Origin of the sequence: Delftia sp. WSY_22, assembly GCF_043104185.1 — a bacterium.
In the GTDB taxonomy this organism is placed as follows: Bacteria; Pseudomonadota; Gammaproteobacteria; order Burkholderiales; family Burkholderiaceae_C; genus Comamonas; species Comamonas tsuruhatensis.
Genome location: NZ_JBICKN010000006.1, coordinates 98,376 through 123,199, shown reverse-complemented (window position 1 = coordinate 123,199; position 24,824 = coordinate 98,376). Strand labels below are relative to the sequence as shown.

The following is a 24,824-nucleotide window of genomic DNA, read 5'->3' as shown; positions in this document are numbered from 1 at the left end:
CCCGGGCCGGACCATCCGGCCGGGCGCCGCCTTGGCTCCCGACGCCAACCCTTTTTTGTCTGCCTAAGGACGCACCATGATCTCCATCCGCCCCGTTGAACCCCATGAATGGCCGCAGTACCGGGATATCCGCCTGCGTGCCCTGCGCGATGCACCCGACGCCTTCGGCAGCACCTGGGAGTCGGAGGCCGCAAGGGTTGACGCGGACTGGGCTGCGCGGCTGCAGGCCGCCGTTGCCGGCGGCAGGGACAGGGTGCTCTTCGCCGTCAACGGCGGCCAGGCCTGCGGCCTGCTCTGGTGCAAGCTGTGTGCCCCCGAGCCCGGCGTGGCCGATCTCTTCCAGATGTGGGTCGATCCCGCCGTGCGTGGCCGGGGTGCGGGCCAGGCCCTGCTGGCCCAGGCCGTCGCCTGGGCCTGGCACAAGGGCATGCAGCGTGTGCGGCTGGGTGTGACCGATGCCGACTCTCCCGCCATGCGCCTGTACCTGGCGAACGGCTTCCGGCCTGTGGGCGGGCTGCAGCCGCTGCGCGAGGGCTGCGAACTGCGCGTGCAGACGATGGCCCTGGACCGGGCCGGCGGCTGAGCCGCTGCACAGCGCAGGAAGTTCCGGCAGTCAGTCCCTGCGGCCTCTGTCGCCCCCTGGTGGCCCCCTGTAGCCCCCCGTAGCCCCGGGGCGTCCACAAGGCCGTCCTGCATCAGCCCGGCAGCACGGCCGGTGAAGGCACCTGCCGGGTCTTGGCCAGTTGCGCGTTGCTGTAGCGAAGATCAGCGGTGACCTCCGCTCCCAGCCAGGCGGGCGAGGGCGGCTGGATATCCTCGCTGGCCAGTTCGATCTCGGCCGTGACCAGCCCGGCCAGCGGGCCTTCGAATACATCGACCTCGAAGTCGAAGCCGTCCACCGTCACGATGTAGCGCACCTTTTCGAGTGCGCCATGCGCGCAGTGCTGGGCCAGCAGCGTCTCGGCGTCGGCCAGCGGAATCCGGTATTCGAATTCGGCGCGGCTCATGCCGCGTGCCGGCCCCTTGAGCGTGAGAAATCCGGCGTCCCCGGCGATGCGCACCCGCACCCACATGCCGTTGTCGGCGATGTATCCCTGCGCCATGCGCACGCCGGTCAGGCCGGTCACGACGCCGGGGTCGGCCACAAGGTACTTGCGTTCGATTTCGATAGCCATGCTGATGCCCTTGCAGACAAAGGCGGCAGTCTATCGCGCCACCGTCGCCCTGCCCGGCAGATGGCCGGCCACAAACAAAAAGCCCCGCAGGGGAGTGCGGGGCTTTCCAGGGGGGCGGTTGCCGGCCCGGGGGGCGGCATCCACAGCGCCTTAAAGCGAGTCGATGAAGCTGCGCAGCTTGTCCGAGCGGCTCGGGTGCTTGAGCTTGCGCAGGGCCTTGGCCTCGATCTGGCGGATGCGTTCGCGCGTGACGTCGAACTGCTTGCCCACTTCTTCCAGCGTGTGGTCAGTGGACATTTCGATGCCGAAGCGCATGCGCAGCACCTTGGCTTCGCGCGGGGTGAGGCCGTCGAGGATGTCCTTGACCACGTCGCGCAGGCCGGCCTGCATGGCGGCGTCCACGGGAGCGGTGTTGTTGGTGTCCTCGATGAAGTCGCCCAGGTGCGAATCGTCGTCGTCGCCGATCGGCGTTTCCATGGAGATCGGCTCCTTGGCGATCTTCATGATCTTGCGGATCTTGTCTTCCGGGATCTCCATCTTGGCCGCCAGGATGGACGCATCGGGCTCGAAGCCGAACTCCTGCAGATGCTGGCGCGAGATGCGGTTCATCTTGTTGATGGTCTCGATCATGTGCACCGGGATGCGGATGGTGCGCGCCTGGTCGGCGATCGAGCGCGTGATGGCCTGGCGGATCCACCACGTGGCATAGGTCGAGAACTTGTAGCCGCGACGGTATTCGAACTTGTCCACGGCCTTCATCAGGCCGATGTTGCCTTCCTGGATCAGGTCCAGGAACTGCAGGCCGCGGTTCGTGTACTTCTTGGCGATGGAGATCACCAGGCGCAGGTTGGCCTCGATCATCTCCTTCTTGGCGTCACGGCTGGCGCGCTCGCCGTCGTTCATGCGCTTGTTGATGCGCTTGAGCTCGTCCAGCGGCACGACCACGCGCGATTGCAGGTCGATCAGGTTCTGCTGCAGTTCCTGCACGGGCGGGACATTGCGCTCCAGCACGCTGCTCCAGGGCTTGCCCGCCGCGACCTGCTCCACCACCCACTGCAGGTTCAGCAGGTTGGGCGGGAACTGGGCGATGAAGGTTTCCTGCGGCATGCCGCACTTGTCCACGATGATCTTGCGCAGCTCGCGTTCCTTCTTGCGCACGTCATCGACCTGGGCACGCACGAGGTCGCACAGCTTCTCGATGGTCTTGGCTGTGAAGCGGATGGTCATCAGCTCTTCGGTCAGGGCCTTCTGCACCTTGATGTACGTGGGCGTGCCGTAGCCTTCCTTGTCGTACACCTTGTGCATCTTGTCGAAGTTCTCGCGCATGGCGTCGAAGCGGCGCAGCGCCTCGTTCTTGAGTTCTTCGAGCTTCTTGGTCAGTGCCTTGGAGCCGCCCTTGCCGTCGTCGTCGTCCTCTTCGTCGTATTCGTCGAAGTCTTCTTCGGCCACGTAGTCGTCGTTCTCATTGGCGTTGACGAAACCGTCGACGATGGTGGAGATGACGACCTTGCCTTCGCGGATTTCCTCGGACATGGCCAGGATTTCTGCGATGGTGGCGGGCGAGGCCGAGATGGCCTCCATCATGTCCATCAGGCCGCCTTCGATGCGCTTGGCGATTTCGATCTCGCCTTCGCGCGTCAGCAGCTCCACCGTGCCCATTTCGCGCATGTACATGCGCACGGGGTCGGTGGTGCGGCCGAATTCGGAGTCCACCGTGGACAGGGCGGCTTCGGCCTCTTCCTCGGCTTCCTCTTCGGTGGTGGCGGATTGGCCCGTGTTGTTCAGCAGCAGGGTTTCCGCGTCGGGGGTCTGCTCGTAGACGGCCACGCCCATGTCGTTGAGCATGGAGATCACGACTTCCAGCGTCTCGGCATCGACCAGCTTGTCGGGCAGGTGGTCGTTGATTTCGCTGTGCGTCAGGTAGCCGCGCGTCTTGCCCAGCTTGATCAGCGCCTTCAGGCGCTGGCGGCGGGTGGACATTTCCTCTTCGGTCAGGACGGTTTCGTCCAGGCCGAATTCCTTCATCAAGGCCCGTTCCTTGGCCTTGCTGATCTTCATGCGCAGGGGCTTGACCTTTTCAGCCGGGGCCGAGGAGGCCTCGACCTCGACTTCCACTTCGGTCTCGACTTCGCCTTCCACTTCGCCATCGATGTCGCCATCGATGTCCGACAGGTCGGCGTCGTCCATGTCGTCGCCCGCTTCCTTGGCCTTGGGCTTGCGGCCGCGCTTGGCGGGAGTCTTGGCTGCAGCGGTGGAGGTGGCGGCCTTGGCCGGCGCCTTCTTGGCGGCAGCAGGCTTCTTTTCTGTCTGGGCGGGGGCGTCGTCGCCTTCGGCTGCCTTCTTGCGGCCACGCTTGGGCGTCGCGGCGGCGAGCAGTTCGTCGGCCATGGCTTTGAGTTCGGCTTGGGACTTGGTTACCACGTCGGTATCTTTCTTTGCTTTGGCCGCAGATGCGGCGCTCTTCGGTCCTGCAGCGGCTTTGCCGGCACCGGCCTTGACGGCCGGGGCTGAAGAGGTTGTCGAAGTCTTGGGCTTCGCTGGAGCTTCGGGGGCCTGCTTGGACTTCACGGACTTTGAAACGGGCATGAGCACCTCACGGTCGGGAGCGAACACACACAAAGGGAAACTCAAACAAGCGCCGCCTAAGCGCGCGCGGACGGACTAGGCCCGCCAGGGAAGCGTACATATTCCAGGCAAGATGTCTGGGCGATCATTTGGTGTGCAGTCCTTGCGGGAAATTGGGCCGTGCAGTTGCTGCAATCACGTGAGTTCGTCACGGGGCCCGGTCCGGAGGTGCTGCTGTCGCTCTTGCCGATAGCCCCCAATTATATCTGCTTACCTCGATTTCAAGAGGAAGTGCGCATCTGGTTTTCCAGGGCCTGCTGTCGGGCAAAGAGATCGCGATAGCGCTGGGCGGCGCTGGGGTCCCGTGCCATGTCGCGCAAGGCTTCGTCGATCTGGGCCTTGATGTGGACGATGACCATGCGATTGAGGACATCACGCAACTCACGGCGCAGCTCGGGCAGTTCGCCCTCGGGATGCGCGTGGGGGCCGCTCATGAGCCTGTCTGCCAGCGTTTCGTGAGGCAGGCCGCGCAGTTGTTCGCGCAGCACGGCAAAGGGCCGGGCCCCGGATTCCTGGAACTGTGCCTCCATCCAGCGGAACATGGCGCCATGTTCGCCTGAGCAGTGCGCCAGTGCCTCGAAGTCCTCGTGGGTGAGTTCTTCCATGAATTCCATGTGCGCCATGAGCAGGCGTGCCGCCTGGTCGGTGCGTGTGGCTGGCGCGCCACGCGGGCCCATGGGGGGCGGGTTGAAGTCGGCCCGGCCATTCTTGTCCCAGGGTTTGCGCGGCCAGGGCTTTTTGCCGCCGCGCCCGGGCTCGCCGCTGCGCCAGCCGCCCGCGCCGCTTCCATGGCCGCCACGCTCGTGCCAGCCCGAAGGCGCGCCGTATTCGACAGGCTGGCCCCAGTCGGGCGCGGCCGGTGCATGGCCGGCCTGCTGGCCCGGATGGGAAGCACCGCCGGCCATGGAGCCCCGCGCCGGGCCGCTGCGAGCGGCTTCCTGCGACCACAGGTCGGAGAGGTCGCGCGCATCGAGCTGCACGAGTTCGGCGATCTCGCCCAGCAGCTGGCGCTTGAGCGCGCCGTCAGGCAGGGCCGTCCACAGGGGGCGGGCATTGCTGGCCATGTGGGCACGGCCTTCGGCCTGGCCCAGGTCGCAGCCTTCGCTGGCCGCCTCGATGAGAAAGCGGCTCAGCGGCAGCGCGTCGCCCACGTAGCGGGCAAAGGCTTCGCTGCCGTATTCGCGGATGAAGCTGTCCGGGTCGTGTTCGGCGGGCAGGAAGAGGAATTTGACGCTGCGCGTGTCGCTGGCATAGGGCAGGGCCGCATCGAGCGCCTTGCGCGCGGCGCGCCGGCCCGCCCCGTCGCCGTCGAAGCTGAAAACGACGGCGTCAGTAAATCGAAACAGTTTGTGAATGTGATCGGGCGTGCAGGCCGTGCCCAGCGTGGCGACGGCGTTGGCAAAGCCCAGCTGGGCCAGGGCCACCACGTCCATATAGCCTTCGGTGACCAGCGCATAGCCCATGTCGCGCAGGGCGGTGCGGGCCTCGAACAGGCCGTAGAGTTCGCGCCCCTTGTGAAACACCGGGGTTTCGGGCGAATTCAGGTATTTGGGCTTCTCGTCGCCGAAGACGCGGCCGCCGAAGCCTATGCACTCGCCCTTGACGTTGCGGATGGGAAACATCAGCCGGTCGCGGAAGCGGTCGTAGCGCTTGCCGTCGTCCTCGCCGACGATGACCAGGCCCGATTCTTCGAGCTGCGGATCGTCGTAATGCGCAAACACGCTGGCCAGGTTGCGCCAGCCGGCGGGCGCATAGCCCAGGCCGAAGCGCCTGGCGGTTTCGCCCGAGACACCGCGGCGCTTGAGGTATTCGATGGCCTGGGGGGAGGCCTTCAGGTGCTTGCGGAAAGATTCGCCGGCCTTTTCCAGCACGTCGGTGAGGGTGGCCTGTTTCTGCTTCTGGGCGGCCTGGCGCTCGCGCTCGGCCGGGCTGATGTCGTCCTGCGGCACCTGCAGGCCGACCTGGCCGGCAAGATCCTGCACGGCCTCAACGAAGCCCATGCCGGCATGGTCCATCAGAAAACCGATGGCGTTGCCGTTCTTGCCGCAGCCGAAGCAGTGATAGAACTGCTTGCTGGGGCTGACGGTGAAGGAAGGCGACTTCTCGCTGTGGAAAGGGCACAGGCCCATGAAGTTGGCGCCGCCCTTCCTGAGCTGTACGTAACGGCCCACGATGTCGACCACGTCGACGCGCGCGAGCAACTCCTGGATGAACGATTGGGGAATGGACACCCGCGTATTGTGCCTTCGCGGGGCCATCCGGCCGTGCCCCGGGGGCACTGGCCGGCAGCGCCCGGCCCTCAGCCCAGGCGCTGGAAGGTCAGCGTGAAGGCCACGCCATCGCGCGTGTTGTGGGCCCTGATCGTGCCGCCCATCTTGGCCATGTAGGTCCTGGCCACGAACAGGCCCTGTCCCCGGTGCTCGGCGCCGCTGGCGGCAGAAGGCTCCTGGGACGCGGACACCCCCAGCTCGAAGATGCGCTCCAGCAGGTCCTCCGCAATGGTGGCGCCCTGGTTGTGCAGCGTGGCGCTGGCGGTGGACTCGGAGGCCGACAGCGACAGCGTGATGGCCGTGCCGGCCGGCCGGTAGCTGTCGGCATTGCGCAGGATGTGGGTGACCACGTCCTCCAGGGCAAATTCGTCGGCGCGCACGATCACGGCGCCGGCGGCTCCCGCGCTCCCGCTCTTGTTCCCGCCTTCGTAGACCACATCGGCAATGCCCGCATAGTGCGCGTTGGCCGCCACGTGGCTGAGGAAGGCGTCCAGGTCCAGCCGGCCCTCCGGCACGGTGGCGGCCTGCAGCGCCTCGGCCGGCGATGCCGTGCCGTAGAGCACATGCACGGCCTGCTGCATGCGCTGCACATAGCGGTGGCCGGGGTCGTCGGGGCCGTACAGCACCATCAGCGATTGCAGGGGCGACATGATCTCGTGGCCCACGGCATGCCACATGTCGCGTTCCTGCTGGGCGCGCAGCTGCTCGCGCTGCAGGTCGTCCTTCACGCGCTGCAGCAGGTCGGCCAGTCCGCCGGCCAGAATGCCCAGCTCGTCGGAACCACGAAGGTCCGACACTTCGAGATCGCCCAGGCGTGGCCCGACATGGCCGTCCTGCACGTTGTAGGAGACGGCGGCGGCGCGCCGGGTGAGGGCGGTCACGCGGCGGATCAGCCCCAGCTCGACGATCAGCCAGGCCAGCGCAATGGCGGCCAGCATGGCGCCCAGGTACCAGGACAGGCGCGTGGCCACGGCGGCCAGGCCCTGCTCCACATCGCGCGGGTGGCCGGTGAAGCTGACGGTGTAGTTGCCCGTGGGCGTGTCCAGAATGTCCTGGCCCGTGGGCACGGCCGGGGTCATGGTGGCGGCGGAGACGCCGGCCGCATGCAGCGGCAGCCAGCTGATCAGGCGCAGCAGCCAGGGCGCCGACGGCGCGGCCTGCACATCCACGCCCTTGAGGGTAATGGTGCTGGCCTCGTCGGCACCCACCTTGCGGATCTGCACGCGCTCGCCGGGCAGCAGGCTGCGCGAGATGTCGTTGAGCGAGGCGGCCAGCTGCGCCCCCGGCGCATTGCTGTCGAACAGGGGCGCGGCCGCCTCGCCCGGGGCCAGCATTTCCACGCGCACACGCATGCTGCCCAGGTCTTCGGGCGGCCAGACGGGGCGCACGTCCCTGCGGAACAAGGCCTCGCGGAACAGCTCGACCGGCAGGCGGATGGAGTAGTGCGTGCGGCGCAGGCAATCGGCTGCAGGGGGTGTCTTGTCATTGCCCGCATGGCCCTGCACGCCAGGCGGCAGGTCGCGGCAATGGCCGTTCTGCCAGAGCCAGCCACGGAAATCGCGCACGGGCCGCGCGCGGGCGTCAAGCTGGGGCGTGCCGTTGTCCACAAAGCCGGTGAGCCGGCCGTGCTCGCCGTTGCCGGCCCTGCTGCCCTGCTGCGGCATGGCCTCATAGGGGGCGATCCAGCGGTAGGTGCTGCCGCGCATGTCCAGCGTGATGCGGGCGCGGTGCGCCTGGGCGGGCTCGCGCGAGCCGCGTTCGCGCGGTGTCAGCTCGCCTGCGAAGAAGCTGCCCACCAGATAGATGAAGCCGCCTGCGTAGGGATTGTTGCCGATGGCCGCGCACAGCGAGGCGCCATCGGGATACTGCACCGAGCAGCCAGCCATCTCCACGGCCTGCTGGGACTTTTGCGGATCGTCGAAGTCGATGGCGGCGTAGGGCAGCAGCAGCGGCGCCAGCGGTGTCACGCCCTGGCCCAGGTGTCCGGCATTGAGCAGGGCCAAGCGTCCCGAAGGATGGCGCAGCCGCGCCATGACCTCGGCCTGGCTGCGCACAAAGCCGTGCTGGTAGGCCTGCCAGGCGCGTTCCTTCTCGTCCTTGAGCACCACCACGCTCAGCGCCACCGTGGCCACGGCCAGCAGCACGAACACGCCGCGCAGCAGGATGCGCTGGCGGAAGGCGGCCAGGCCCAGGCGCGGAACTTCCAGCCGGGGCAGCTCCAGTTTGGGGTTGAGCAGGCGCTTCATGCGCGGGCGGCGGCGCCGGCCTGGCCCACCCAGCGAAAGCCGCGCATGGGCACGTTCTCTATGCCTTCGAAGCCCGGGTCCACCTCGCGCAGGGCCTCGCGGATGGTGCTGACGTGCTTGCGCACGTTGTCGCGGTTGCGGCCGCTTTTGACCACCTCGAACAGCTCGTCGTAGGACACCACTTCGCCGCTGCGCTGGTGCAGCGTGGCCAGGATGCGCTGGGCCGTCAGCGGCAGGTTGATGCGCTCGCCGCGCCAGGTGGGCGTGCGCTGCCACAGCGGGTCCAGCACCAGGGCGTCGCCTGCAGGCGCTGCGGCTGCCTGCGCGGCCACGGGCGCCGCACGCTGCGTGGTGCGCAGGATGTCCAGGAAGGTCTCGATGAAGTCGGCCTCCTCGAAGGTGGTCTTTTGCAGGTAGTCCCAGGCGTCCAGCGCTTTCATGATGCTGCGGTAGATGGCGGCCGGCATGGCCGACACCACCAGCACCGGCGTGCCCTGGCCCAGCTTGTTGATGGCGTTGATCAGGGCCACGCCGGCATGGCGCTCGCGGCCCAGCTCGATGTCCAGCACCACGGCGTCGTAGTGCTCGCGGGCCAGGGCGGCCTCGGCCTCGTCGCGCGTGAACCACTGGTCGATCACGATGCCGCTGCGCGCACTGCGTATCCATCCCGCCAACTGGTTGCTGGTGGGCAGGTCGTCTTCGATCACGGCGATACGGGTCATGGGGCTGTGCAGGGGTGGGGTCGGGGAGGCCGCCGTGGCGGTGTTCGCGGGATTATCTCGGCCCTGCGCCGGCCCGGGTGTGAGTTTTTCTTCCGGGGCCGGAGCGTTTGCGCCGCCGGTGTGAGCGCTTTGGTCCGTGCGCTGCGTTGTTGCTTCCGGGGTGGATCCGAACAATCGGTCCTCAATGAGCCACCCCTGTTTCCGGTGCCTCAGAAACAGCCAACAACAGCCAACAACAGCCATCACAGCCGAGAGAGAGAACACCATGAAAGCCACCTGGAACCGCATCATGCAGGCCCTGACAGGCCGCAAGTCCGCCCGCCTGGACGGAGCCGGCACCGCCGATTTCTCCGAGCCTGCAGCCGACGCCGGCACGCTGCCGGGCAACGCGCCCCGCCGCCAGCCCGTGGACTGGGCAGTCCTGTTGCCCACGGCACGTACCGTGCGCTGGCTGGCCATCGGCGCCGTGGTGGTGGCAGCCGGCCTGGTGGTGGTGCGCAACCCGCCCGTGCAGCACCTGGAGCAGGGCACGCTGGGCGTGCGCCTGAACCAGTTCACGGGCTCCGTCAGCCTGTGGCGCGATGGCAGCGTGTGGGTGGTGCCGGGCCTGCACACGGTGCGCGTGTTCTCCCTGCGCGACCAGAGCTACCGTCCGGAGGCCATGCGCCAGGCCAATGGCAGCGCACCCCTGCAGTCGGTCGAGGGCCTGTCCCTGGGTCTGGACCTGAACGTGCGCTATGCGCTTGATCCCGCATCGCCCGCCGTCAAGGCCGGCAACCTGCCTCTGGACATAGGCGGCGACATCGTGGAGCCCGCCGTGCAGGGCCTGGTCTACAAGGTGTTCGCACGCTACACCGTGCGCGAGATTTTCTCGACCAAGCGTGCCGAGATCGCCCAGATCATGGAAACCGAACTGCGCACGCGCCTGGCGGCCGACGGCGTCACGCTGCGCAGCATCCAGATCGGCAAGGTGGACCTGCCCGCCGAGTACCGCCGCGGCATGGACAGCCTGCTGGCCGAGGAGCTGGCCTCCGAGAAGATGCGCTACACGCTGGAGCTCAAGGACAAGCGCGTCAAGGAAACCGAGCTGGACGCCAATGCCGACAAGGTGCGCCGCGAAGTGGCCGCCGAAGCCGCCGCACGCGAGCAGGTGATTGCGGCGCGTGCCCAGGAAGAGGCCATGAAGCATGTGCTGCCCTTCAAGCAGCGCCAGATCGAGCAGCGCCAGCTGGAGGCCGAGGCCGAGCGCGTGGCCCGCGTGAAAGCCGCCGAGGGCAGCGCCCAGGCCCGCCGCATCGAGGCCAACGGCGAAGCCGATGCACGCCAGAAGCTGGCCGAGGCCGAGGCCTTCCGCATGGACCGCCTGGGCAAGGTCAACGCCGAGCAGATGGCGCGCGAAGGCACCCTGGTCACGCGCTACCCGCTGCTCATCCAGAAGACGCTGGCCGACAAGCTCTCGGACAAGATCCAGGTCATCATCGCGCCCCCGCCGACCAATGGCGACTTCATCGGCGCGGCCCTGCTGGGCGGCAGCCGCAATGCACAGGCCGGCGCAGCCTCCGTGGCGGCCGAAGATGCCAACGCAGCCGTTCAGGAGCAATAAGCCATGCTGACCGTATCGACCTTGGCCGCCGCAGCGCTGGCCACCGGCATGGGCAGCGCCATCGTGGTGCAGGACCAGGCCAGCCTGCGCGCCGCGCCGCGCGATGGCGCCCAGCAGCAGGCCAGCCTGTGGCAGGGCGAGGTGCTGGAGATCAGGGGCGAACGCCTGGACTACCTCCAGGTCTGGGACCACAAGCGCGAGCGCGGCGGCTTCATCCGCGCCAGCGATGTGCGCCGTGTGGCCCTGACAGAGGCCGATGCCCCCGCGCTGCTGGCCGTGCTGCGCTTCGTGCAGGACACGCCCGGTGCCGAGGCGCTGGGCATCGGCCTGGCGGCTGCCTACCTGCAGGCCGCGCCCGCCAGGACCCTGGCTGGCGCCGAAGGCGCGCAGGCCTTCGACGCACTGGGCGGCTTTGCCGACCGGCTGGCGCGGCGCGCCTCCGCCGCTGCGCCCGGCAAGACCTCGGGCGCCACGCTGTCGGCCCACCTGGATGTGGCCAGCGGCTACGGCCTGCGCTTTGCGACCCATGAGGTCGAAGGCCGCATGCAGGTCTGCTACGAAGGGGAATTCTTCCGCCGCGTGCTGGCCATGCCGGCCGCCGACGCGCCGCAGCGCGCCCGCGCCGCCCTGGCGCTGACACGGCCCGAATGCGTGGACCCCGATCTGCCGGCCCATGAGCGCGCCCGCCTGTACGCCTGGCAGGCCGATGTGCTGGAGCGCGTGGATGTGACCGGCCTGCCGCCCTACCTGCGCGGCCGCGTGCAGATGCGCCGCGCCAGCGTGTGGGGCGCGCTGGCCTTTCAGCAGGCGCGCAAAGGCATGGCCGACCCTGCCGTGGCTGCATCGGCCGCCCGGGCGCTGGCCGAGTTCACGGGCGTCGGCAAGTCCGAGCTGCCTGATGAAGACCAGAGCGCCTACAACGACGCGGCCATGCGGGTGAGCGCCGTGCGCTGGGCGCTGGCGCCTGTTGCTGCTGCGGCTCCTGCTGCCGGAGCCCGCCCGACGCTGCTGACCGAGCCCGGTGCTCCCGGCGAAACCTGCGTGCTGCTGGTGGACGCCCAGCACGGCGCCAAGGCCCCTTTGCTGCGCCGCTGCACCTATGGCGTGGTGTGGGCCGCATCGGCCAGCACCAACCGCGAGGGCACGGCCGTGGCCCTGGCCGTGCAGCCGCTGGAAGGCTGGCGCGAACTGTGGGTGCTGCGCAAGACCGAAGGCGGCTGGCTGGCCGATGTGCTTCCCCCCGCCGCCACCGCGCCGGAGACCGGCGTGGCCGAATGGGCGGGCTGGGTGCCTGGCGGCCAGCTGATGCTGGTGGCGCGCGAGGCCCGTGGCCAGGGCCGCTACCGCAAGAGCTTCGAAGTGGTGCGGCTGGACGGCCTGGCCACCGAGCGCGTGACCGGCGATGTGTCTGCCCTGCCGCTGTTCCAGCGCTGGCAGGACCCGGCCTGGAAGCGCCAGTCCCTGAGCCTGCGCTGAAGCAAAAAAAAAGCCTGCACCGGTGGGGTGCAGGCTCGTCTCCAACAATGCCTGGAGCGTTGCCAGGCGACTCCTCTAGGAACTCCTTATTCGCCTTCCAGCGGTGCTGGCCGGCGAATACAAGCGGCGATTCTACGAGTGAAGCCGAGGCCGTGCGGCCGAGTCATCTGATAAATGATGTCTTATAGAGGACTGTGGTTGTGCAGTCGCCTTGGGGACAGGCTGGGGCGCGTCTGCAGGCAGGTCAAGTGATTGTTTTGCATGAGTATTTTCAATTTCCATGAAATTCTGAAAGTTGTGATGCCCTGCAAAGACCATGCATGCCGCTTTGGTTATCCGGGCCTGTGCGGTGGCGCGCCCGGTGGTCGCGCATCAAGCTTGTGTAAGCCTGTCTTGCTATATCTTCAGGTTTCGCCAGTCTGCAATGGCAGACCTGCATCACACCAAGAACCCCAGCGAACCGGAGACCACGATGACCCACATTTACGACCAGCACCTGGACCGCAACAGCGCCAACCATGCGCCGCTCAGCCCCTTGGGCTTCATCGCCCGCACGGCCGAGGTCTATCCCGAGCGGCTGGCCGTGGTCCACGGCACGCTGCGCCGCAACTGGGGCGAGACCTATGCGCGCTGCCGCCAACTGGCCAGCAGCCTGCACAAGGCGGGCGTGGGCAAGAACGACACCGTGGCCGTGATGCTGCCCAATACGCCGCCCATGGTGGAGGCGCATTTCGGCGTGCCCATGGCGGGGGCCGTGCTCAATGCGCTGAACACGCGGCTGGATGCGGAAACCATTGCCTTCATGCTGGACCACGGCGAGGCCAAGGTGCTGATCGTGGACCCGGAGTTCACGAGCGTGGTGGCCAAGGCGCTGAAGCTGCGCCAGCGCAGCGCGCCGCTGCTGGTGATCCAGGTCGAGGACGCGCTGTACGGCCCGGCCGCCGAGCAGGTGGGCAGCCTGGACTACGACGATTTCGTGGCCGGCGGCGATGCCGGTTTCGACTGGCAGCTGCCCGCCGACGAGTGGGACGCCATTGCGCTGAACTACACCAGCGGCACCACGGGCAATCCCAAGGGCGTGGTCTACCACCACCGGGGGGCGGCCATCAATGCCATCAGCAATGTGCTGGAGTGGGACATGCCCAAGCACGCCGTCTACCTGTGGACCCTGCCCATGTTCCATTGCAACGGCTGGTGCTTTCCGTGGACGGTGGCGGCACGCGCCGGCGTCAACGTCTGCCTGCGCCGGGTGGAGGCCCAGGCCATCTTCGACGCCATCCGCAACCACGGCGTCACGCATTACTGCGGCGCGCCCATCGTGCACGGCCTGCTGGTCAACGCGCCGGCCGCCATGAAGGAGGGCGTGCCCGCCGGAGTCAAGGCCATGGTGGCGGGCGCGGCGCCGCCGGCGTCGATGATCGAGGGCATGGAGCAGCTGGGCTTCGACATCACCCATGTCTACGGCCTGACCGAGGTCTACGGCCCGGCCACGGTCTGCGCCAAGCATGCAGCCTGGGATGGGCTGGACATCGGCGAACGCGCGCGCCTCAATTCCCGCCAGGGCGTGCGCTACCACCTGCAGCGCTCGGCCAGCGTGCTCGATCCGGAGACCATGGAACCCGTGCCCCATGACGGCCAGACCATGGGCGAGATCATGTTCCAGGGCAACATCGCCATGAAGGGCTACTTGAAGAACCCGCAGGCCACGGACGAGGCCTTCCGCGGCGGCTGGTTCCACACGGGCGACCTGGCCGTGCAGCATCCGGACGGCTATATACAGATCAAGGACCGCAGCAAGGACATCATCATCTCGGGCGGGGAGAACATCTCGTCCATCGAGGTCGAGGACGTGCTCTACCGCCACCCGGCCGTGCTGGCCGCCGCCGTGGTGGCCAAGCCCGATCCCAAGTGGGGCGAGACGCCCTGCGCCTTCATCGAGCTGAAGGCCGGCGCGCAGACCACGGCCGAAGACATCGTGGCCCACTGCAAGAAGCACCTGGCCGGCTACAAGGTGCCGCGTGCCGTGGTCTTTGGCGAGTTGCCCAAGACCAGCACGGGCAAGATCCAGAAGTTCGAGCTGCGCCGCCAGGCCGGGTCGGTCCAGGCCATCACGGGCTGAGGGCCAGGCCGCAGCGCGGGCAGCGGCTCAGTGTCCGGCCGTCTTGGAAAACAGCTGGATGACCAGCACGCCCGCCACGATCAGGCCCATGCCCGCCAGCGCGGGCAGGTCCAGCGTCTGGCCCTGCCAGAGCCATCCGACCAGGGAGATCAGCACGATGCCCGCGCCCGACCAGATCGCATAGGCCACGCCCGTGGGCACCGTGCGCAGCGTCAGCGACAGGAAGTAGAAGGCCAGCGCGTAGCCCAGGACCGTGACCACGCTGGGCCACAGCCGCGTGAAGCCTTCGGACTGCTTGAGGCAGGAGGTGGCCGCCACCTCAGCGACGATGGCCAGGCCCAGGTATAGGTAGTTGGACGCCATGCTCAGATGGCCGCGTAGTTGCCCGTGCCCTCGGGCCAGCGCGTGAGCACGTCGAAGCCCGTGTCGGTCACCACCACCATGTGCTCCCACTGGGCGGACAGCGACTTGTCGTTGGTGATCACCGTCCAGCCGTCGGCCAGTTCGCGCGTGGCCGCCTTGCCGGCGTTGAGCATGGGCTCGATGGTGAAGATCATGCCGGCCTCCAGCACCATGCCCTGGCCGGGCTGGCCGTAGTGCAGCACCTGGGGGTCGTCGTGGTAGACCTTGCCGATGCCGTGGCCGCAGTACTCGCGCACCACGCTGAAGCGCTCGCGCTGGGCCACGGTCTGGATGGCATGGCCGATGTCGCCCAGCGTGGCGCCGGGGCGCACGGCGCGGATACCGGCCAGCAGGGCCTCGTAGGTGGTCTCCACCAGGCGGCGCGCCTGGTTGGAGGGCTGGCCCACGTAGTACATGCGGCTGGTGTCGCCGATCCAGCCCTCGGGCGTGGTCACGGCCACATCGACATTGAGGATGTCGCCCTCGCGCAGGATCTGACGGGCGTCGGGGATGCCGTGGCAGACCACGTGGTTGGGCGAGGTGCAGACCGTCTTCGGAAAGCCGTGGTAGCCCACGTTGGTGGGCACGCAGCGCAGTTCGTCGACGATGAAGTCATGGCAGAGCCTGTCCAGGTGCTCGGTGCTGACGCCCGGCTGCACGTGGGGCACCAGCATCTGCAGGACGCGGGCGGCCAGGCCACCGGCCTTGCGTGATTGCCCGATATCGAGGGCATCGTGCAGCGGGACGCTGCGCAGCTTGGCGCCCCTCATTGCAGGCCTTCCGACAGGCGCACGGGGCGCGGGCGGCGTGCTGCCGTATCGGCGGGAGCCGGCGCCGCTTCGGGCTCGCCCAGCTTCAGCGTGGCCGCGGCCTCTTGCAGCAGCAGGGCGCAGATGCCTGCGTAGTCGAGATGGGGATGGTGTTCGGCCAGCTGGCCGACACGCAGCCAATGCTCGGCCTGGGCGTTGATGGATCGACCCAGGGCCGCGCTGGACAGGCGGATCTGGTCGTGCAATTGGTCGGATATTTTGACGATTCCCATGGGGTGGCGATCATACGGGGAATATACGTTTCGTATATTGACAATCGCAAATCGCGGGCTCTGCGGCGGGACATTCGTGCAGGTCTTCAGATGCAGGCCGCCATGTCGTCGGCAAGACTGCGCGAAGTACGGTGTGAATGCTCTTGTGTTGATAGCGTAATGATCAGGTCCGGCTGGCCATCCGGCAAGGATGATGTTTTTCCTGCAGCGCGGTCCTGCACAAGACTGGGCCTTGCGCGATCGGCGGTCTTCTATCAGATATCTGTTGCAGATCTGGGGCTTACCCCTAGCAAGTCGCCTGCTACCCAAACTGACAAGAATCAAGACTGTCTGGAAGCGAATGTCCTGCAAGCCGGCGCATGGTGCGGCCGGCCGGGCCTTCCGGCAGGGAGCAGCAATGGGCAAGGAACAAGAAGCGGGTTCGGCAACGGGATCGGGCGGGGCGCGCATCGTCGTCGTGGGCGGTGGCGTGGCGGGGCTGGAGATTGCCACGGCGCTGGGCAAGGGGCGCACGGGGGCCATCGGCTCCGTGACCCTGGTGGACAGCGATTCGGCCCATGTCTGGAAGCCCATGCTGCACACCATTGCCGCCGGCACGCGCGACCTGGCCCAGCAGCAGACCACCTACCTGGCCCAGGCCAGCGACGCCAGCTTTGCCTACCAGCCCGGCGAAATGTGCGGCCTGGACCGCGAGGCCCGCGAGGTGCTGCTGGCCCCCATCGAGGCGCCCGATGGCCGCGAGATCGTGCCGGGCCGGCGCATTGCCTACGACAGGCTGGTGATCGCCGTGGGCAGCGGCGCCAATGATTTCGGCACGCCGGGCGTGGACGAGCACTGCTTCATGATCGACTCGCGCCGCAAGGCCGATGCCTTCAACAGCGAGATCCGCCTGCGCATGGTGCGCTGCATGACCAGCGGCGAGCAGCTGCGCGTGGCCATCGTGGGCGGCGGCGCCACGGGCGTGGAGCTGGCGGCCGAGCTGGTGCAGCTGGCCGAGAGCGCCCGCGCCTACGGCGCGCTGGGCGAGGCCGCGCGCTTCGGCATCGTGCTGATCGAGGCCGGGCCGCGCCTGCTGCCCGGTTTTCCTGAAGAGATTTCCGAAGCCACGCGCCTGCGTCTGCAGGCCCTGGGCGTTTCGGTGATCGTCAACGGCCGCGTGCAGTCGGCCAGCGAAGAGGGGTTCGTTCTGGCCAGCGGCGAGTTCGTCCCCGCAGGCCTGCGCGTCTGGGCAGCGGGCGTGAAGGCCCCGGCCTTCCTGGCGCAGCTGGGACTGGAGACCACGCAAGGCAACCAGCTCAAGGTCAACGGCCAGTTGCAGACCAGCGACCCCCATGTCTACGCCGTGGGGGACTGCGCCAGCTTCACCCTGCCCGGGGCCAGCGTGCCGCTGCCGCCCACCGCCCAGGTGGCGCACCAGCAGGCCCGCTATCTGGTGGAGACGCTGCCGCGCCTGCTGAAGGAGCCGGGTTTCCGTCCCGAAGGCTTTGCCTACCGCGACTTTGGCGCCCTGGTGTCATTGGCTCATTACGACGCCTATGGATCGCTGGGCAAATTCGGCGTGTTCAACGGCGGCGTGATCCGCGGGCGCATGGCCATGCTGAGCCACATCATGCTGTACCGCTCGCACCAGGCCCGCATCTACGGCTTTTGGCGCGGCGGGCTGCTGTGGCTGATCGATTTGATGAATTCGCGCCTGCGCCCGTCGATCCGGCTGGACTGAGCGGCAGGGCCCGGCATCAAAGCAGCCCCTCGATGGGCAGCCAGCCCAGCACGCGCAGCATCAGGCGCTTGAATGCACTGCTGCCGGGCTCGGTGGTGGTGGTGAGCGGCGCAGGCGGCGTGCCGCTTTCCGTGGTCCAGCTCAGGCGGCCCTGTGCATCGATCTGCACGTGGTAGGCGGCGGACGGCAGGCTCTGGTCGAGCATGCGGCTCATCTGCGAAGCCATCTCGGGGCTGTCGATCAGCAGGCCCATCTCGGTGTTGAGGTGGGCCGAGCGCGGGTCGAAGTTGAACGAGCCCACGAAGATGCGCTCGCCATCGACCGCAAAGGTTTTGGCATGCAGGCTGGAGCCCGAGCTGCCTGGGCGGCTGCCGGAACCCACCCCCGCTTTCCCTGCCGATGCTGCTGCGGGCGAACGCGGGCCCGGGCTGGGTTCGTCGTCCTGCGTGCCGATCTGGCGGCGCAGCTCGTACAGCTGCACGCCTTCCTCGATCAGCGGGCGCCGGTAGCGGGCATAGCCGGCATGGACCACGGCCACGTCGGTCGCCTCCAGGCTGTTGGTGAGCACGCGCACAGCAATGCCCTGGCGGCGCAGGCCGGCCAGGGCGCGCACGCCGGCCTCGGTGGGCACGAAGTAGGGCGAGACCAGGTCCAGCTGGCGCTGCGGCTGGCCGATGGCCGGGGTCAGCTGGGTGATCAGCAGGCCCTCCTTGGGCACCTGGCCCAGCACCTTGGCCGGGTCGTCGCTGACCAGGGTGGCGCGGGCCCATTGCAGTGGCAGGCGGCCGGCCAGCAGCTCGCGCGTGAACGGGCTTTGCGCCACGGCGCGCACATAGGCCTGGGCTTCGGGGCGCTGCACTTCGGTGGCCAGGGCCTCGTAGGCGCGCGCCACCGCATAGTCGGGCAGCGGCGGCAGCAGGCTGGCCGCGGGATAGGCCGACGCGCTGGCCCAGTACTGGTCGAAAGCATGTGAAATGTCGGCCACCACCGGCCCCATGGCCACCACGTCCAGGTCGGCGAACAGCACGCCGTCGGTGGCCGCGAAGTACTCGTCGCCTATGTTGCGGCCGCCCACGATGCTGGCCTGGCTGTCGGCCGTGAAGCTCTTGTTGTGCATGCGCCGCTGGGTGCGCGAGAAATCCGTGACATAGCCCAGCGCCTTGGGCGTGCGCTGGGCAAAGGGGTTGAACAGCCGCACCTCGATCTGCGGATGCTGGTCCAGGGCGCCGAGCTGGGTGTCCAGTCCTGCCGTGCCGCCGTCGTCCAGCAGCAGGCGAACGCGCACGCCCCGGTCGGCGGCGCGGCGCAGTTCGTCGAGCAGCAGGTGGCCCGTGGTGTCGCCGCGCCAGATGTAGTACTGCACATCCAGCGTGCGCTGCGCCACGCGGGCCAGCAGGGCGCGCGCGGCGTAGGCATTGCGTGCGTCGGACAGCGCGTGGATTGCGGTGAGCCCCGGATGCTGGTCCAGCAGCGGTGCCAGCGCCTGGCCCAGCAGCGTGGCCTGGGCGGCCTCGGGCGGCAGTGCCGTGGATTCGCTGCGGCCGGCCAGGGGCGGCAGGCTGCAGCCTGCCAGCAGCAGGGTCAGGACGAGCGCCTGGGTGGCGGCAAGGGCACGGCGCAGCAGGGGCATGGTGCGTTCGGTGTTCGTAGTGGTCAGTGCAGCCAGCGTATGAACAGCTGGATCACGGTGGCATTGACGATGTCGACGAAGAAGGCGCCCACCATAGGGACGATGAGAAAGGCCTTGTGCGATGGGCCGTACTGGTTGGTGATGGCCTGCATATTGGCCACGGCCGTGGGCGTGGCACCCATGCCGAAACCGCAGTGGCCGGCGGCCAGCACGGCTGCATCGTAGTTGCTGCCCATGATGCGGAAGGTCACCAGCGCGGCATACAGGCCCATGACCAGCGTCTGGGCCGCCAGTATCACCATCAGCGGCGCCGCCAGCCCCGCCAGCTCCCACAGCTTGAGCGACAGCAGGGCCATGGCCAGGTAGATGGACAGCGAGGCATTGCCGAAGACGTCGATGGCCCGGTCGAATACCTGGAAGTGAAAGACATAGTCCAGCGTGTTGCGGATCAGGACGCCACCGGCCAGCGCCCAGACGAAGGTGGGCAGGGAGAACAGGGTGCCGGCGGTGAACTGCGTCATGAACTCGGCAAAGCCCAGGCAGCCCGCGAACAGGGCCAGTGTTTCTATGGCCGCGCTGGTGGTGATCAGGCGCGTCTGCTCGGGGTTCTCGAAGCCGCCGTGGCTTGCGCTTTCGCCCAGCGGGGGCTGTTTTTCGGGGGCGGCTGCGGGGTCATGCACGGCAAGCCTGCGGCGCGTGATCAGGGCCTTGGCCAGCGGGCCGCCGATCAGGCCGCCGATCACCAGTCCGAAGGTGGCACAGGCAATGCCCAGGGTGACCGCGCCCTGGATGCCGTATTCGCGCTCGAAAACCTGGCCCCAGGCACCTGCCGTGCCATGGCCGCCCGTCAGGGTGACGGAGCCTGCGATCAGCCCGAACAGCGGATCGAGCCCGAGCATCTTGGCCAGGCTCACGCCGACCAGATCCTGCAGGCTGATGAAGACGGCGACCACGGCCAGGAACAGCAGCAGCGAACGGCCGCCTTCGCGCAGCTTGGCGAAATTGGCGCTCAGCCCGATGGACGAGAAAAACACCAGCATGAAGGCCATCTGCAGCTCGCTGCTGAAGCTGAAGGTGCAGCCCAGGGTCTGGTTGAGCACGAACAGGGCGACGGCCACGACCAGGCCGCCGGCCACGGGCTCGGGGATGTTGAATTCGCGCAGCAGGCGCAGGTGCCGTACCAGCCATTTGCCCAGCAAAAGGACGAGGGCGGCGAAGATCAGGGTGTAGTAGGCGCTGAAAGTCAGGTGCATTGCTTCCGTTTTCCGGTGGGCGGGGCAAGGCAGCGCACCATACGATAGGCGGCATGCCGGGGGGCGATGTCAGGATAGCCACTGATTGCCAGGCCTGCTGAAAGTGCCCTTTGGTCGTGCCCTGCGTCAGTGCCCTGTCAGCTGGCTACGGGGCCGGGCCGCCTGTCCTCGACGGTGAAGCGGGCCAGCGTGTAGATGCGGCTGTCGGCTCGCATCGGGTTGGCCACGGCGCGCAGCTCGCTGGTCCAGCGCTCGGGCGTGATGTCGGCCAGCCCGTAGCCGCGTTCCTCGCAGCGTGCGTACAGCACCTGCGGGTTGTGGTCGACGATGGCATCGACCTTGGCCTGGGTGGTGCCGCTGCGCGAGGTGATGGAGGTGCTGCAGAACTCGCTGGCCACGACGGGATTGCGCCGCTCGGGCGCGGCCTCGGGGTCTGCGTGCACGGCACAGACATAGTTCTGGTGCAGGTCGCCGCCCAGCAGCACGCTGTTGCGCGGCGTGGGCTGGGCGCCCGGCGTGAGGTGGCGCACCAGGCGCTGGCGCGCGGCAGGGTAGCCGTCCCAGCTGTCCGTGGCCTGCGATCCCGAGGGCGGCCGGTGCGTGGACACCAGGGTGGGTTGGGCCAGGATGCTCCAGCGCGGTCCCTCGCTTGCGTGCTGGCGGGCATCTTCGGCCAGCTGGCGGTACAGCCACTGCTCCTGCGTCCAGCCCAGGAAGCTGCGCGCCGTATCCGACAGGGCTGCGCATTGCGCAGGGCGCACGCTGCCCTTGTCTGCCGCTCCCTCGGCGCGGCAGGCCTGGGCGCTGCGGTACTGGCGGCCGTCCAGAAAATGCAGCCGGGCCAGCCGGCCCCACTGCAGGCTGCGGTACAGCTGCAGCCCGCCGCCGCCATGCTGGGCGCCCGCGCCGGTCAGTGCGCTGGCGCGCAGCGGCATGTTCTCGTAGAAGGCCTGCCAGGCAGCCATGCGCCGGGCCAGGAAGCGCCCGGCATCGCCCTGGCCCTGGTCGCCGGCGTAGTTGTTCTCCACCTCATGGTCGTCCCAGCCCACGGACCAGTTGCACATGGCGTGCGCTGCCTGCAGCAGCGGGTCGCTCTTGTGCAGGGCGTAGCGGTCCCGGTAGTCCTGCAGGCTTTGCGCGGCCCGCAGGTTGTGGGTGCGGGCCAGGCCCAGCGTCATGGCGGGCGTGGCGTACTCGTAGATGTAGTCGCCCAGGAAGAGCACCAGGTCCGGCGCGTCCTGCACCACCTGGCGCCAGGCTGCGTAGTAGCCGTGCTCCCAGCGCTGGCAGGAGGCATAGGCCAGGCGCAGCCGCTGGGGCAGGCTGCCGGGCGCGGGCGCCGTGCGGCAGCGGCCCGTGCTGCTCACGGCCTGACCCAGCATGAAGCGGTAGTGGTACCAGCGGTCAGGCGCCAGCCCTCCCACCTGCACATGCACGCCGTGGCCCCATTCGGGCTGGGCCATGGCCTCGCCGCTGCGCACGATCTGGCGGAACAGCGGGTCGTGCGCCAGCTCCCAGCGGATCCTGAGCGCAGGCATGGCCGTGGTGTCGGTCTCGCCCAGCTGTGCAAGCGGCGGCGTGAGCCGCGTCCACAGCAGCACGTTGTCGGGTTCGGGGTCGCCGCTGGCCACGCCCAGCGTGAAGGGGTTGTGCGCAGGCCGCTCGCCCAGGCGGGCCCAGGCAGGCAACTGGCCCAGCGCCGTGGCCAGGCCCGCTGCGACCAGAAACTGGCGCCGCGGTGCAGGGACGGGGGCGCTGAAGGGCAGGGGCATGGCGGTTCGGGGGCAGGTGGCGCAAGAAAGCGGGGAGATACGGAGCGTGGCCTCGGTGGATCAAAGGCCGGCGCCTGCATTTCCAACTGGCTGCCATTGTGCGCCTGATGCCGTGGCAATGCTGTGCTTGCCGCGCTCCTTGGCCTGCAGCATGGCGGTATCCGCGCGGCGCAGCACGTCCATGCCGTTTTCGTGGCTTTGCAGCTGGGCCACGCCCGCACTGAAGCTCAATGGCCGGGGGGCCGGCTGGCCTGGCGTCTGCGAAGAGGCTGGCAAAGGCGTCTGCTCCAGCAACTGCAGCAGGCGCTGCAGCGCCTGGGCGCCCGCAGTCTCCGGTGTCTGGGGCAGCAGCAGCACGAAGGCCTGGCCCTCGTATCGGCCCACCACGTCCTCGGGACGCAGTCCCTGGCGTGCCAGCTGGGCCACATGGATGAGGGCGGCATCGCCCATGGCATGCCCCAGCTCGGCATTGAGGGCCTGCATGCCGTCCATGTCGAGCAGGGCAACGCTCAGCGGCTGGCCATGGCGCTGGGCGCGCGCCACCTCGCGGTCCAGCGCCTCGCTCACACCCAGGCGGTTGAGCTGGCCGGTCAGCGGATCGTGGCGTGCACGGCGCGCGGCCTCGTCCAGTTCCTGCTGCAGGGCCTCTATGCGCGCCTCGCAGGCATCGACATGGCTGCGCAGCGATTGCAGCTCTTCCTGGGCCACGCGGCTGCCGGCGGCCATGGTGCGGGTGGCCTCCAGCACCTGTTGCAGCAGCGGGGCGGCATCCTCCAGGCGCTGGATGCCGTCCAGCTGACGCGCGGCTTCCTCCATGCGGGCGCCCAGTGTTTCGTTGCTGCTCGTGATCTTTGCCAGATGCTGGACGAAGCCGCCCAGCATGTCCTTGAGCGCCTGCTGCGCGGCGGCCATGCCGTCCTGCAGCTGCATGCGCCGGTGGATCACGGTCTGCAGCTCGCGCCGCGCATCCACCAGGGGCGCGGGTGACAGCGGCGGCGTGATGGCCTGCTCGATGGCCGTGAGCTGCGGCACCAGCCAGCTGCCGTGCGTGGGGTCCTGGGCCAGATGCTGGATCAGGGTCTGCAGCAGCTCCTGCACCAGCTGCAGGACCTGGAGCTGGTCGGCAATGGAGAACGACAGCTGGTAGTGCTGGTCATGCAGGCGCCGCGCCAGGGCCTTGGCGTCCACGGGCGGTGCCTGCAGCTGTTCCATGAGCTGCTGATGCAGTTGCCGGGTCTTGGCTTCCTGGGTATTCAGCAGCGCAAAGAAGGCCTCGAAGCGCCGCGCCAGCTGCTGCGTCAGATCCTCGGGCAAAGCCTGCAGGGGCGGCGGCACGGGCAATTCCACGGGCCTGGCCTCATGGGTTGGCGGCTGCAGGGCCGCGTTGGCATAGGCGGTGATGACCTGCTGCAGGCCCTGCCAGTCGCTGCGTTCTATGGCGGCGCCCAACTGGTCGCGCAGGCGCTTCTGTCCGGGCGTCTGCGCAGGCAAAAGCGCATGGACGTGGCGCAGCGGCCCCTGGGGAAAGCTGGCGGGGCCGGGTTCGCCGGCTGCCTGCTCATAGAGGCGGGTGTAGTTTTCCGGGGTGGGCGGCAGGCGGTTCAGCGCCAGTTGCCGCAGGGTTTCGCGTGCCAGTTCGGAAGCGGAGCGCTCGGCCATGGGTGGGCAGTTGTTTCAGAATGCAATGCCCTCCAGTGTGGCATGGCCGGCGCCCGGTTCACTGCTCGTTGACCATGACCAGCTTGCCCTGGACCTGGCGCGATCCCATGCGTGCGTAGGCCGCGTGCAGCTCGGCCATGGGCATGGTGCGGTCGATCACGGGCTTGATCTTTCCCTGGCCGTACCACTGGGCCAGCTCCTGCATCATGGCCGCGTTGGCCTTGGGCTCGCGCCGGGAGAACTCGCCCCAGAAGACGCCCACCAGCGATGCGCCCTTGAGCAGCGGCAGGTTCAGCGGCAGGGCCGGGATGGGGCCTGCGGCAAAGCCCACGATCAGATAGCGGCCGCGCCAGGCGATGGAGCGGAAGGCAGGCTCGGCGAAGTCGCCGCCCACGGGGTCGTAGACCACGTCGGGGCCCTTGCCGTCGGTGGCCTCCTTGATGGCCGCGCGCAGGTCGCCCTGGCTGTAGTTGATGGTGGCATCGGCGCCCTGTGCCTTGCACAGCGCGCACTTTTCGTCGGTGGAGGCTGCCGCGATCACGCGTGCGCCTGCCGCCTTGGCGATCTGGATGGCGGCCGTGCCCACGCCGCCTGCCGCGCCCAGCACCAGCACGGTCTCGCCCTCGCGCAGCTGGCCACGGTCGATCAGCGCATGGTGCGAGGTGGCATAGGTCATGATGAAGGCCGCTGCATCGACGAAGCTGAATCCATCGGGCAGCGGCATGCACAGCGCGGCCGGTGCCAGCGTATGGGTGCCAAAGCCCCCGGTGCCCGACAGGCAGGCCACGCGCTGGCCCACGCTGAGGTGGCTCACGCCTTCGCCCACGGCCTGGACCACGCCCGCGTATTCCGAACCCGGCACGAACGGCAGCTCAGGCTTCATCTGGTACTTGTTCTGCACGATCAGCAGATCGGGAAAGTTCAGGCTGGCCGCCTTCACTTCGAGCAGTACCTGTCCAGGGCCCGGTGCGGGTGTGGGCAGCTGCGTCCACTGCAGTTGATCGACGCCCGTGGGCGTTGTGCAAAGCCAAGCGTGCATGGTGGTTGTCTCCTGTGATTGAATGCCTGGCCGATGATAGGAGTGTGGCGGGAATGCCTCCTGTCCCTCGG

18 protein-coding genes are annotated in these 24,824 nt (G+C 68.3%); 5 read left to right on the top strand and 13 right to left on the bottom strand.

From position 1 onward, the window contains the following. The first annotated feature begins 76 nt into the window (after positions 1 to 76). On the top strand, positions 77 to 583 hold the full coding sequence (locus tag ACF8NF_RS01215) for a GNAT family N-acetyltransferase (RefSeq protein WP_016447586.1): 507 nt from the start codon (positions 77 to 79) through the stop codon (positions 581 to 583). A gap of 112 nt (positions 584 to 695) precedes the next feature. Here ACF8NF_RS01215 and ACF8NF_RS01210 read toward each other — a convergent pair whose 3' ends face one another. From ACF8NF_RS01210 to ACF8NF_RS01190, 5 genes are all read right to left on the bottom strand, one after another. After that, complete coding sequence (locus tag ACF8NF_RS01210) at positions 696 to 1,175, bottom strand: CYTH domain-containing protein (protein WP_074920971.1); 480 nt, start codon at positions 1,173 to 1,175, stop codon at positions 696 to 698. A 150-nt stretch (positions 1,176 to 1,325) separates the two neighbouring features. Beyond that, entirely contained in the window at positions 1,326 to 3,761 is a 2,436-nt protein-coding gene (gene rpoD, locus ACF8NF_RS01205) for an RNA polymerase sigma factor RpoD (RefSeq protein WP_016447584.1), read from the bottom strand. A gap of 260 nt (positions 3,762 to 4,021) precedes the next feature. Next, positions 4,022 to 6,058 carry a DNA primase gene (gene dnaG, locus ACF8NF_RS01200; protein WP_016447583.1) on the bottom strand — a complete coding sequence of 679 codons (2,037 nt, stop codon included), beginning with the start codon at positions 6,056 to 6,058 and terminating at the stop codon, positions 4,022 to 4,024. Between the two features lie 41 nt (positions 6,059 to 6,099). After that, a complete protein-coding gene (locus ACF8NF_RS01195; protein WP_392449942.1) occupies positions 6,100 to 8,316 on the bottom strand; it encodes a sensor histidine kinase in 2,217 nt (738 codons plus the stop codon). Then, positions 8,313 to 9,038 carry a response regulator transcription factor gene (locus ACF8NF_RS01190; protein WP_016447581.1) on the bottom strand — a complete coding sequence of 242 codons (726 nt, stop codon included), beginning with the start codon at positions 9,036 to 9,038 and terminating at the stop codon, positions 8,313 to 8,315. Before ACF8NF_RS01190 ends, ACF8NF_RS01195 begins: the two co-directional genes overlap by 4 nt. Positions 9,039 to 9,303: 265 nt before the next feature. On the opposite strand from ACF8NF_RS01190, the gene ACF8NF_RS01185 reads away from it, so the two are divergent. From ACF8NF_RS01185 to ACF8NF_RS01175, 3 genes are all read left to right on the top strand, one after another. Next, the gene (locus ACF8NF_RS01185) at positions 9,304 to 10,641 is read left to right on the top strand and encodes an SPFH domain-containing protein (RefSeq protein ID WP_016451278.1); all 1,338 of its coding nucleotides are present in this window, start codon (positions 9,304 to 9,306) and stop codon (positions 10,639 to 10,641) included. A 3-nt stretch (positions 10,642 to 10,644) separates the two neighbouring features. Next, positions 10,645 to 12,117 (top strand): hypothetical protein, encoded by a 1,473-nt coding sequence (locus tag ACF8NF_RS01180; protein WP_392449941.1) that lies wholly within the window; start codon positions 10,645 to 10,647, stop codon positions 12,115 to 12,117. A gap of 472 nt (positions 12,118 to 12,589) precedes the next feature. Next, a complete protein-coding gene (locus tag ACF8NF_RS01175; protein ID WP_392449940.1) occupies positions 12,590 to 14,236 on the top strand; it encodes an acyl-CoA synthetase in 1,647 nt (548 codons plus the stop codon). A gap of 27 nt (positions 14,237 to 14,263) precedes the next feature. Here ACF8NF_RS01175 and ACF8NF_RS01170 read toward each other — a convergent pair whose 3' ends face one another. The 3 genes from ACF8NF_RS01170 to ACF8NF_RS01160 are packed head-to-tail and all read right to left on the bottom strand — an operon-like array spanning position 14,264 to position 15,680. After that, positions 14,264 to 14,599: an SMR family transporter gene (locus tag ACF8NF_RS01170; protein WP_012206837.1), complete on the bottom strand. Its 336-nt coding sequence runs from the start codon at positions 14,597 to 14,599 to the stop codon at positions 14,264 to 14,266. A 2-nt stretch (positions 14,600 to 14,601) separates the two neighbouring features. Continuing rightward, the gene (gene map, locus ACF8NF_RS01165; RefSeq protein ID WP_016447577.1) at positions 14,602 to 15,408 is read right to left on the bottom strand and encodes a type I methionyl aminopeptidase; all 807 of its coding nucleotides are present in this window, start codon (positions 15,406 to 15,408) and stop codon (positions 14,602 to 14,604) included. Beyond that, positions 15,405 to 15,680, bottom strand: a complete 276-nt coding sequence (locus ACF8NF_RS01160) for a ParD-like family protein (protein WP_016447576.1) — start codon at positions 15,678 to 15,680, stop codon at positions 15,405 to 15,407. The genes map and ACF8NF_RS01160 overlap by 4 nt, the downstream gene beginning before the upstream one ends. Before the next feature lie 397 nt (positions 15,681 to 16,077). Between ACF8NF_RS01160 and ACF8NF_RS01155 the strand changes: the two genes are divergently transcribed. Continuing rightward, a complete protein-coding gene (locus tag ACF8NF_RS01155) occupies positions 16,078 to 17,400 on the top strand; it encodes an NAD(P)/FAD-dependent oxidoreductase (protein ID WP_392449938.1) in 1,323 nt (440 codons plus the stop codon). A 16-nt stretch (positions 17,401 to 17,416) separates the two neighbouring features. On the opposite strand, the gene ACF8NF_RS01150 is transcribed toward ACF8NF_RS01155, so the two are convergent. The 5 genes from ACF8NF_RS01150 to ACF8NF_RS01130 form a co-directional block, all read right to left on the bottom strand. Further along, positions 17,417 to 19,030 carry a phospholipase D family protein gene (locus tag ACF8NF_RS01150; RefSeq protein ID WP_151020073.1) on the bottom strand — a complete coding sequence of 538 codons (1,614 nt, stop codon included), beginning with the start codon at positions 19,028 to 19,030 and terminating at the stop codon, positions 17,417 to 17,419. Between the two features lie 23 nt (positions 19,031 to 19,053). Continuing rightward, complete coding sequence (gene gltS, locus ACF8NF_RS01145; protein WP_016447573.1) at positions 19,054 to 20,283, bottom strand: sodium/glutamate symporter; 1,230 nt, start codon at positions 20,281 to 20,283, stop codon at positions 19,054 to 19,056. A 137-nt stretch (positions 20,284 to 20,420) separates the two neighbouring features. After that, complete coding sequence (locus ACF8NF_RS01140) at positions 20,421 to 22,055, bottom strand: alkaline phosphatase D family protein (RefSeq protein ID WP_392449936.1); 1,635 nt, start codon at positions 22,053 to 22,055, stop codon at positions 20,421 to 20,423. 60 nt (positions 22,056 to 22,115) lie between these two features. Then, entirely contained in the window at positions 22,116 to 23,714 is a 1,599-nt protein-coding gene (locus ACF8NF_RS01135) for a GGDEF domain-containing protein (protein ID WP_043790780.1), read from the bottom strand. A 58-nt stretch (positions 23,715 to 23,772) separates the two neighbouring features. Then, on the bottom strand, positions 23,773 to 24,753 hold the full coding sequence (locus tag ACF8NF_RS01130) for an NADPH:quinone oxidoreductase family protein (protein ID WP_016447570.1): 981 nt from the start codon (positions 24,751 to 24,753) through the stop codon (positions 23,773 to 23,775). Positions 24,754 to 24,824 lie beyond the last annotated feature (71 nt).